The organism is Rhizobium sp. SJZ105 (assembly GCF_007828365.1).
Classification (GTDB): domain Bacteria; phylum Pseudomonadota; class Alphaproteobacteria; order Rhizobiales; family Rhizobiaceae; genus Agrobacterium; species Agrobacterium tumefaciens.
The window spans coordinates 1,823,628-1,832,230 of the sequence record NZ_VIUP01000001.1 but is presented as its reverse complement, the minus strand read 5'-3'; the positions used below and the strand labels follow the sequence as shown (position 1 = coordinate 1,832,230).

The 8,603-nt window shown below is 56.7% G+C and carries 6 protein-coding genes, 1 tRNA gene, 1 rRNA gene and 1 riboswitch; of the genes, 7 read left to right on the top strand and 1 reads right to left on the bottom strand.

What is annotated here, in order from left to right; translation table 11 throughout:
- Nucleotides 1-291 precede the first annotated feature (291 nt).
- The 3 genes from rrf to recQ all read left to right on the top strand — a co-directional run bounded on the left by rrf (nucleotide 292) and on the right by recQ (nucleotide 2,794).
- Nucleotides 292-406 (top strand): 5S ribosomal RNA (rrf, locus tag FB593_RS09260).
- A gap of 306 nt (nucleotides 407-712) precedes the next feature.
- Nucleotides 713-789, top strand: a tRNA-Met gene (locus tag FB593_RS09255).
- 196 nt (nucleotides 790-985) lie between these two features.
- Nucleotides 986-2,794 carry a DNA helicase RecQ gene (gene recQ, locus FB593_RS09250; RefSeq protein ID WP_113472981.1) on the top strand — a complete coding sequence of 603 codons (1,809 nt, stop codon included), beginning with the start codon at nucleotides 986-988 and terminating at the stop codon, nucleotides 2,792-2,794.
- A 54-nt stretch (nucleotides 2,795-2,848) separates the two neighbouring features.
- Here recQ and FB593_RS09245 read toward each other — a convergent pair whose 3' ends face one another.
- Nucleotides 2,849-4,081, bottom strand: coding sequence for an ROK family transcriptional regulator (locus tag FB593_RS09245; RefSeq protein WP_065661530.1), 1,233 nt, complete (start codon nucleotides 4,079-4,081; stop codon nucleotides 2,849-2,851).
- A gap of 266 nt (nucleotides 4,082-4,347) precedes the next feature.
- Between FB593_RS09245 and FB593_RS09240 the strand changes: the two genes are divergently transcribed.
- The 4 genes from FB593_RS09240 to FB593_RS09225 all read left to right on the top strand — a co-directional run bounded on the left by FB593_RS09240 (nucleotide 4,348) and on the right by FB593_RS09225 (nucleotide 8,083).
- A complete protein-coding gene (locus FB593_RS09240; RefSeq protein WP_003514241.1) occupies nucleotides 4,348-5,370 on the top strand; it encodes a sugar ABC transporter substrate-binding protein in 1,023 nt (340 codons plus the stop codon).
- 222 nt (nucleotides 5,371-5,592) lie between these two features.
- Nucleotides 5,593-6,675 (top strand): ABC transporter permease, encoded by a 1,083-nt coding sequence (locus FB593_RS09235; protein WP_038489298.1) that lies wholly within the window; start codon nucleotides 5,593-5,595, stop codon nucleotides 6,673-6,675.
- Nucleotides 6,675-7,457, top strand: coding sequence for an ATP-binding cassette domain-containing protein (locus FB593_RS09230; RefSeq protein WP_013635211.1), 783 nt, complete (start codon nucleotides 6,675-6,677; stop codon nucleotides 7,455-7,457). The genes FB593_RS09235 and FB593_RS09230 overlap by 1 nt, the downstream gene beginning before the upstream one ends.
- Nucleotides 7,454-8,083, top strand: coding sequence for a nucleoside triphosphate hydrolase (locus FB593_RS09225; protein WP_019564574.1), 630 nt, complete (start codon nucleotides 7,454-7,456; stop codon nucleotides 8,081-8,083). Before FB593_RS09230 ends, FB593_RS09225 begins: the two co-directional genes overlap by 4 nt.
- Before the next feature lie 131 nt (nucleotides 8,084-8,214).
- Nucleotides 8,215-8,439, top strand: a riboswitch (cobalamin riboswitch).
- The last annotated feature ends 164 nt before the right edge of the window (nucleotides 8,440-8,603 follow it).

Below are 8,603 nucleotides of genomic sequence, written 5' to 3'. Positions count from 1 at the left end.
ATAGGACGGGTGTGGAAGCATGGCAACATGTGAAGCTTACCGTTACTAATAGCTCGATCGACTTCTTCGTTCCCATTGTTCATGCTCATCAAAGACGAGCATCATCTGTTCTGTCCTGACGCGCATAGCGCTCCGGACGGGCCGCGCCACAGGGCGCGACGACCTCTGGTCTGTATGGCAAACATACGGGAAGGGTCGCAGAAAGACGTGTTAAATTAAATGAAGCGCAAGCTTCCCAGCTTCTCGAAACAACACTCATGTGAAAACATGAACTGTGTTGCGTTTTGCCGACCTGGTGGTTATCGCGGGGCGGCTGCACCCGTTCCCATTCCGAACACGGCCGTGAAACGCCCCAGCGCCAATGGTACTCCGTCTCAAGACGCGGGAGAGTAGGTCGCTGCCAGGTCTGCAAAACGCAACAAATATCTTCTCAGTCACAAAAAGGGCTTCAAGCCCTAATCAAAAGGCCGCTGAAGCGGCCTTTATGCTATAATAATCCAGCGCACAATGTGCCGAAACAAATCGGTCACCCAATTACGGTGCGTCCCTTAAAGGAGACAAATCGCCTTCGGCAATTTGCTCCGGAACTATACATCACAGCGTCCCTGTGATGAAGTCGCGATAAATCCAATACGGATTTACGCTGGTCGCGATAAATCCCATAGGGATTTACGCTGGTCGCGATAAATCCCATAGGGATTTACGCTGGTAACGCGGGGTGGAGCAGCCCGGTAGCTCGTCAGGCTCATAACCTGAAGGCCGCAGGTTCAAATCCTGCCCCCGCAACCATCTTCTCAAAAACCCCGTAGCTTAAGCTGCGGGGTTTTCCTTTTGCGAAATACCCCAAATAACATCCAAATCTATATAAGTTCGCATCGTCCACAATTGGCGCTCTTTTTTATGGGACTGATTCAGCCTTTCTGCGTTGCGATAGCCCCTGATTTGGCCATGATGCGTAAACCGTCCAGCTCATAAGAAAGCCAACGTGACCACCGATCCCTTGCAGATTCTCAAGACCGTCTATGGATACGATACGTTTCGTGGACAGCAGGCCGAAATCATCCGGCATGTGATGGCAGGCAACAATGCATTTGTATTGATGCCAACAGGAGGCGGGAAGTCGCTTTGTTACCAGATTCCGGCGCTCGCCCGTAAGGGAATGGGGCTGGTTGTTTCGCCCCTGATCGCGCTGATGGTTGATCAGGTCGCCGCCTTGCGTCAGGCAGGTGTGCGGACAGAAGCTCTCAACTCCGATCTTTCCCCAGAAGAGCGGCGGGCACTCTGGCAGGATATGCGGGCTGGCAAGGTCGATATTCTCTATGCCGCGCCGGAGACCCTTCTCAAGCCGGATGTTCTGGATGCGCTTCAACCTATCAGCCTGTCGCTGATCGCGATCGACGAAGCTCATTGTCTATCGCAGTGGGGGCACGATTTCCGCCCCCCGTACCGCCAGCTAGACACGTTGATCGAGCGCTTTCCGGAGACGCCACGCATGGCGCTCACGGCGACTGCGGACGAGCCAACCCGCGCCGAAATTCTGGGTCATCTCGGGATAAACGGAAGCGACGCCTTCATAGCCGGATTCGATCGGCCAAATATCCGCTATGCGATCATGGAAAAGGATAATCCACGTACGCAGCTGAAGCGCTTCCTGACGGGTCGCGAGGACGAAAGCGGCATCGTCTATTGCCTTTCCAAACGGAAGGTCGATGAGACGGCAGCCTGGCTGCGCGAGGAGGGGCGCGATGCGCTGCCCTATCACGCCGGCATGGACAAGGCCGCCCGCGAGGCGAACCAGACCCACTTCCAGCATGGTGAAGCTGTAATCATGGTTGCAACCGTGGCTTTCGGTATGGGCATCGATAAACCGGATGTGCGCTTCGTCGTGCATATCGATCTGCCCAGCAGCATCGAAGCCTATTATCAGGAAACCGGCCGTGCCGGCCGTGATGGTCTGCCGTCCGACGTGCTTATGCTTTACGGTTATGAAGACATCGCATTGCGCAACCGCTTTATCGAAGAGTCGGATGCGGGCGACCAGCGCAAAAACATGGAGCGCCGGAAGCTCGATGCGTTGCTTGGCCTCGCGGAAACCGCCGGTTGCCGTCGGCGGGTGCTTTTGTCTTATTTCGGCGACTATTGCGAGCCCTGCGGCAATTGCGACACCTGTGCGGAACCGCCGGACCTGTTTGATGGTGCCATTGCCGCGCAGAAGTTGCTGTCCTGCATTTACCGCACGGGAGAACGTTTCGGCCAGGCCTATGTCATCCGCGTATTGCTGGGCATGGAAGATGAACGGATATCGAGCTTTGGTCACGATCGGATCACGACCTACGGCATCGGCAAAGAGCACGACAATCGCACCTGGCGGGCCATCCTGCGCCAGATGGTTGCGCTGCGCCTGATCGAGGTTGATCTGGCCGGTCACGGGGGATTGTCCATTTCCGAAGAAGGGAGGCGGTTCCTGCGCGAAAAGCCGTCCCTGATGTTGAGGATACCGTCCGCTCCCCGTTCGGCGCGACAACAGGCGACTCGCAAGCCCGCCGCCACTGTTTTACCGGAGGCCGATCGCAGCCTCTTTGAGGCGCTGCGTGCGAAGCGCATGGAAATTGCCCGCGCACAGAACGTTCCGCCCTATGTGATTTTTCACGACAAGACACTCATTGAGCTTGCGGCATCAAGACCGGCCTCTGTGGGGGAAATGGCGCAGATACCTGGAGTGGGAGACACAAAGCTGGAACGATACGGCCCTGCTTTTCTGGCGGCGATCATGGAACATGCCGCCAGCGAGTGACCATTTGAATCCGGCAAAGAGTCCCGCCAGGAAATTTCGGCAGGGCCCGAAACCTCAGCCTGTCGTGTCCTTGAACAGAACATTCTGGTCGATGAGATAACGGGAAAACAGGGGCAGGCTCGCTCCCCCGATAGCCCGGGCCTGGCTGCCGACCGCTCCCTCGATGATCTCCGGCAGCGTAACACCCTGAAGATCGTGATGTTTTAGGGCAAGGCGTGTGGCGGAGACTATTCTTGCTCTGACCCAATCCGGAAAACCGCCATCGATGATGACGCTGGAAAAATCGATGATGGAGGCTGCAGCGATGACGGCTTGCGCAAGGGCCGCGGCCGTTTTTCCGATCCAGCTTTCCAGCGGCTCGCCGAAATCGATCCACTCGTCCGGCGAGAACCACAGGGGGCGTGGATCGATGCCGCGTTCGCGCAACATGTTTTCCAGAACGAAGATGGAGGCGATTTTCAGAAGCTGGACCGTGTTGCCGTCCTGCCCCTGAACCGGCAAGGGGCCGATTGCACCGGCGGTGCCCGTCTTTCCGGAAAACAGTGCGGAATTTAAAACGACACCGCCACCGATGAAGGATCCGATGAAGATATAGAGAAAATCGGGGTAGTTCTGGCCTGCACCAAAAACCAGTTCTGCACCGCAGGCACTGGTCGCATCGTTCTGCAGGAAAACCGGATAGCTGACGCCATCCGCAATTTCGGAACGGATATCGACGTCGCGCCAGCGCTCCATCTCATTCTGCGGCGCGCCCACCTCCTGCGCCCAGTTCCACAATTCGAAAGGCGCGGCAATGCCGACACCGGCAATTTTTTGCCGTTCGGCCGGAGAGAGCTTGGATTCGAGTTCCGTGATACCCTCGATGACGAATGGCAAAATCCATTCCGGCATAGGATAGGGGTAAGTTCTGCGGAGCTTCAGCTTGATCCGGCCGACGAAATCCATCAGCACCAGATCGACGCTGCGACGGCCGATTTTCACGCCAAACGAGAAGACGGCATCGGGATTGAGGCGCATCGGCGTCGAAGGCTGCCCGACTTTGCCGCGCAGTCTTTCGCCACGAATAAGAAGACCGTCACTTTCGAGCGAGCGCATGATGACCGAGACAGTCTGCGCCGAGAGACCGCAAAGCCTGGATATTTCGGCTTTCGACAAGCCGCCGTGGCGGCGAACCAGCGACAGCACAAGCCGCTCGTTATAGGCACGCACCCCGATCTGGTTGGCGCCGCCGCTCATATCCATGTTGGTGGACGGCGCGGGCGGCGCCGTCTCGACAGATTGTCTCATAGTTTCATCCTCCCGCCCGCCATATCCGCCGCGACCGATACATGCAGGCTTTATGGCAATCTTGCTATCGCAACGTTAAACGACGCCGCGATATTCCTCCCTGCCGCTTGTTAGAATGCCATACGGAATTAATAATTCAATCGGATTTATTTATTGACAGCCGTTTCCTTTGGTGGTTCCATCTGTGTCAACGGTCGCTGTTCTCGGAGGAGACGAGATCGTCGGGTAACCGTCACGGTACTCAAACATTCAATGGGAGGATTACAATGAAGACGACTGTTTCCGCTCTTCTGGGCGCGCTTGCGCTCGGCGTTTCTTTCGCGTCCGTCGCGTCCGCCGCCGATACTTCGGTTTGCCTGATTACCAAAACCGACACCAATCCCTTTTTCGTCAAGATGAAGGAAGGCGCCACCGCCAAGGCTAAAGAACTTGGCGTGACGCTGAAGTCCTATGCCGGCAAGATCGATGGCGATTCCGAAAGCCAGGTTGCCGCGATCGAGACATGCATTGCCGATGGCTCCAAGGGTATCCTGATTACCGCATCGGACACCAAGGGCATCGTTCCGGCCGTGCAGAAGGCGCGCGATGCCGGTCTTCTTGTCATCGCCCTCGATACGCCTCTCGAACCCGTTGATGCCGCTGACTCCACTTTCGCTACCGACAATCTTCTGGCCGGCGAGCTGATCGGCAAATGGGCTGCTGGCACCCTCGGCGACAAGGCCAAGGACGCGAAAATCGCCTTCCTCAACCTCACGCCTTCCCAGCCAACCGTTGATGTTTTGCGCAACCAGGGCTTCATGAAGGGCTTCGGCATCGACGTGAAGGACATCAACAAGATTGGTGATGAAGACGACAAGCGTATCGTTGGTCATGATGTTACCAACGGTAACGAAGAAGGCGGCCGCTCTGCGATGGAAAATCTGCTGCAGAAGGATCCGACCATCAACGTCGTTCACACCATCAACGAACCTGCAGCTGCCGGTGCTTACGAAGCGCTGAAAGCCGTCGGCCGCGAAAAGGATGTTCTGATCGTTTCCGTCGATGGCGGTTGCCCTGGTGTCAAAAACGTTGCGGAAGGCGTGATCGGCGCTACGTCTCAGCAATACCCGCTGCTGATGGCGGCACTCGGCGTGGAAGCCGTCAAGAAGTTTGCCGATACCGGTGAAAAGCCGAAGCCGACGGCAGGCAAGAACTTCTTCGACACCGGCGTAACGCTGGTAACCGACAAGCCGGTCAAGGGTCTCGATTCGATCGACACCAAGGAAGGCCTGAAGAAGTGCTGGGGCTGATACTTCACCGTTGAAATCAGCGGGGGCAATTTGCCCCCGCCCTTGAACCGGAATGGTTAAAAAGAACGATCTGGGTGATCGGACAGGAACAAACGAGCGCGCCCGGCGTCCGTGGACGTAACTGAGGCACGCTTCTCAACAGTTTGAATCTACGCATTGTCCCCTCTGGAAAATAATCCCGGGTTCTGGGCTGATGCGATGGAGCGATCGGGAGGAAAATCCATGAGCGATCAGCCAGTGCGGGCTCAACCGCATAATGAATTTGAAAAAGTGCTGTCGGGAAGTTCGACTCAGGTCGCTGCTTTCGATACGCACAACAAGAGTTTGCTTGAAAAATTCCAGCACTTTCTGCATTCCAGCCCGGCGGCCGTACCGCTGATCGTTCTGGTATTGTCGCTGGCTGTCTTCGGCATGACCCTGGGCGGCAAGTTTTTCTCGGCCTTTTCGCTGACCCTTATCCTTCAGCAGGTGGCAATCGTCGGCATCGTCGGCGCGGCACAGTCGCTGGTCATTCTGACTGCGGGTATCGATCTTTCGGTCGGTGCGATAATGGTCCTGTCCTCCGTCGTCATGGGACAGTTTACGTTCCGCTATGGTTTGCCTGCCGAACTCTCGATTATCTGCGGTCTCGCAGTTGGCGCATTTTGTGGCTTTATCAATGGCGTGCTGGTTTCGCGCATGCGGCTGCCGCCCTTCATCGTTACACTGGGCATGTGGCAGATCGTGTTGGCCACCAATTTCCTCTATTCGGCCAACGAAACGATCCGCTCACAGGATATCGTCCAACAGGCGCCCATTCTCCAGTTTTTCGGCAACAATATCCGCATCGGCAGCGCCGTCTTCACCTATGGCGTCATTGCGATGGTTCTGCTGGTTGCCCTGCTCTGGTATGTGCTGAACCGCACCGCCTGGGGTCGACATCTCTATGCAGTGGGTGATGATCCCGACGCAGCCGAACTGGCCGGCGTTAACGTCAAGCGCATGCTGACGACCGTCTACACACTTTCCGGGCTTATCTGCGCCTTCGCGGGCTGGGCTCTCATCGGCCGCATCGGCTCGGTATCGCCGACCGCCGGTCAGTTCGCCAACATAGAATCCATCACCGCAGTGGTCATCGGCGGCATATCGCTGTTTGGCGGACGCGGCTCGATCATGGGCATGATCTTCGGCGCGCTGATCGTCGGTGTCTTCTCTCTCGGCCTGCGACTTATCGGAACAGACCCACAATGGACCTATCTGTTGATCGGCGTCCTTATCATCTTGGCTGTCGCAATCGACCAGTGGATCAGAAAGGTAGCAGGCTGATGGCAAAAGAACCTATCCTCACAGCACGCAATCTCGTTAAACGCTACGGTCGTGTGACTGCGCTCGACAATGCCGATTTTGACCTTTATCCGGGCGAAATCCTCGCCGTCATCGGTGATAACGGTGCTGGAAAATCCTCTCTCATCAAGGCGATTTCCGGTGCGGTGACACCCGATGAAGGGGAGATCAGGCTTGAAGGCAAGCCGGTACAGTTCCGCTCGCCAATCGAGGCGCGCAAGGCTGGTATCGAAACCGTTTATCAGAACCTTGCGCTGTCTCCCGCATTGTCCATAGCCGACAATATGTTTCTCGGCCGTGAAATCCGCAAACCCGGTATTCAGGGAAGCCTGTTCAGGGCACTGGACCGTCCGGCGATGGAAAAGTTTGCCCGTGAGAAACTCTCTGAACTCGGCCTGATGACGATCCAGAACATCAATCAGGCGGTGGAAACCCTCTCCGGCGGCCAGCGCCAGGGTGTTGCGGTGGCGCGTGCAGCCGCCTTCGGCTCCAAGGTCGTCATCCTTGACGAACCGACGGCGGCGCTCGGCGTCAAGGAAAGCCGCCGCGTTCTCGAGCTTATTCTGGATGTGCGCGCGCGAGGGCTACCGATCGTTCTCATCTCGCACAACATGCCGCATGTTTTCGAGGTTGCTGACCGGATTCATATTCATCGGCTGGGCAAGCGTTTATGCGTCATCAATCCGAAGGACTATACCATGTCCGACGCTGTCGCCTTCATGACGGGCGCCAAGGAAGCGCCAAAGGAAACGCTGGCCGCATGACGTTGAAGCTTGAAACGATCGTCGAAGACGTTCTTCGGCGGGCAGAGGATAAATCTCGTTTTATTATTGCCATTGCCGGTCCCCCTGGGGCCGGCAAATCCACGCTGGCGGATGCCCTGTGCGGTGCCCTCGTGGCGCGCGGCGAGGCTGCGGCTGTCCTGCCCATGGACGGCTTCCATATGGATAACGGTATTCTCGAAGAACGGGGGCTCTTGCCGCGAAAAGGCGCACCGGAGACCTTCGACGTGCGCGGCTTTCTTGATATCGTCTCCGCAGTTCGTCAGGGCGGGCAGGAAGTTCTTGTCCCGGTTTTTGACCGCTCCCGCGAAATTGCCATTGCCTCCGCTCGCGCCATCGCGCCAGAAACACGCTTCATTCTTGCCGAAGGCAACTATCTGCTGTTGAACGAGGCGCCGTGGACGAAGCTTTCCGGCAGCTTCGATCTTGCCGTCTTCGTAGGCCCATCCGTTGCGGTGCTCGAGGAACGCCTGCGGGATAGATGGCAGGGCTATGGTCTCGATGCGACCGAGATTCACGCCAAACTGTTCGAAAATGATCTTCCCAACGGAAAGCGGGTGATTGAGAACTCCCGCCCCGCCGATATTCGCATCGATATCTGGGAATAACCCGCCGCTTCCGTCCGTAGGCGGCATCGAGCATTCACCGTTAAGCCTTTGTTGACCATGTGTTGAATCTTTTTGATCCACAGGGTGGGGCTTTCGCATGTCTAATTATTGACGAAAAAAATTCCTCATATACTATATGTGGTGTTCAAGGTTCTTTCGATTCGCAAGCGTCGGGAGCTAAGACGGGAATTCGGTGCGCAACACCATTATGGTGAAGCAATGCCGAAACTGCCCCCGCAACTGTAAGCGGTGAGCATCGTTCCGATTTGAGCCACTGGCGCTAAAAGCTCCGGGAAGGTGGGAATGGATGTTTTGACCCGCAAGTCAGGAGACCTGCCTTGAGCGAAAACGTCCACGGGCGGGGTGTCCGGAAGGAAGGTGTATGACGCAAATGAATTGCGTGCGCCCTTTTCTGCCCCCTCCAGAACAAGCTTCGGGGTGAAGTCATGCCAGTGCATTTTTATGAGTTTCTACGCTCGTCGGCGTAGACAGCGATCTTACGCGGCCTCACCCGCGCGCC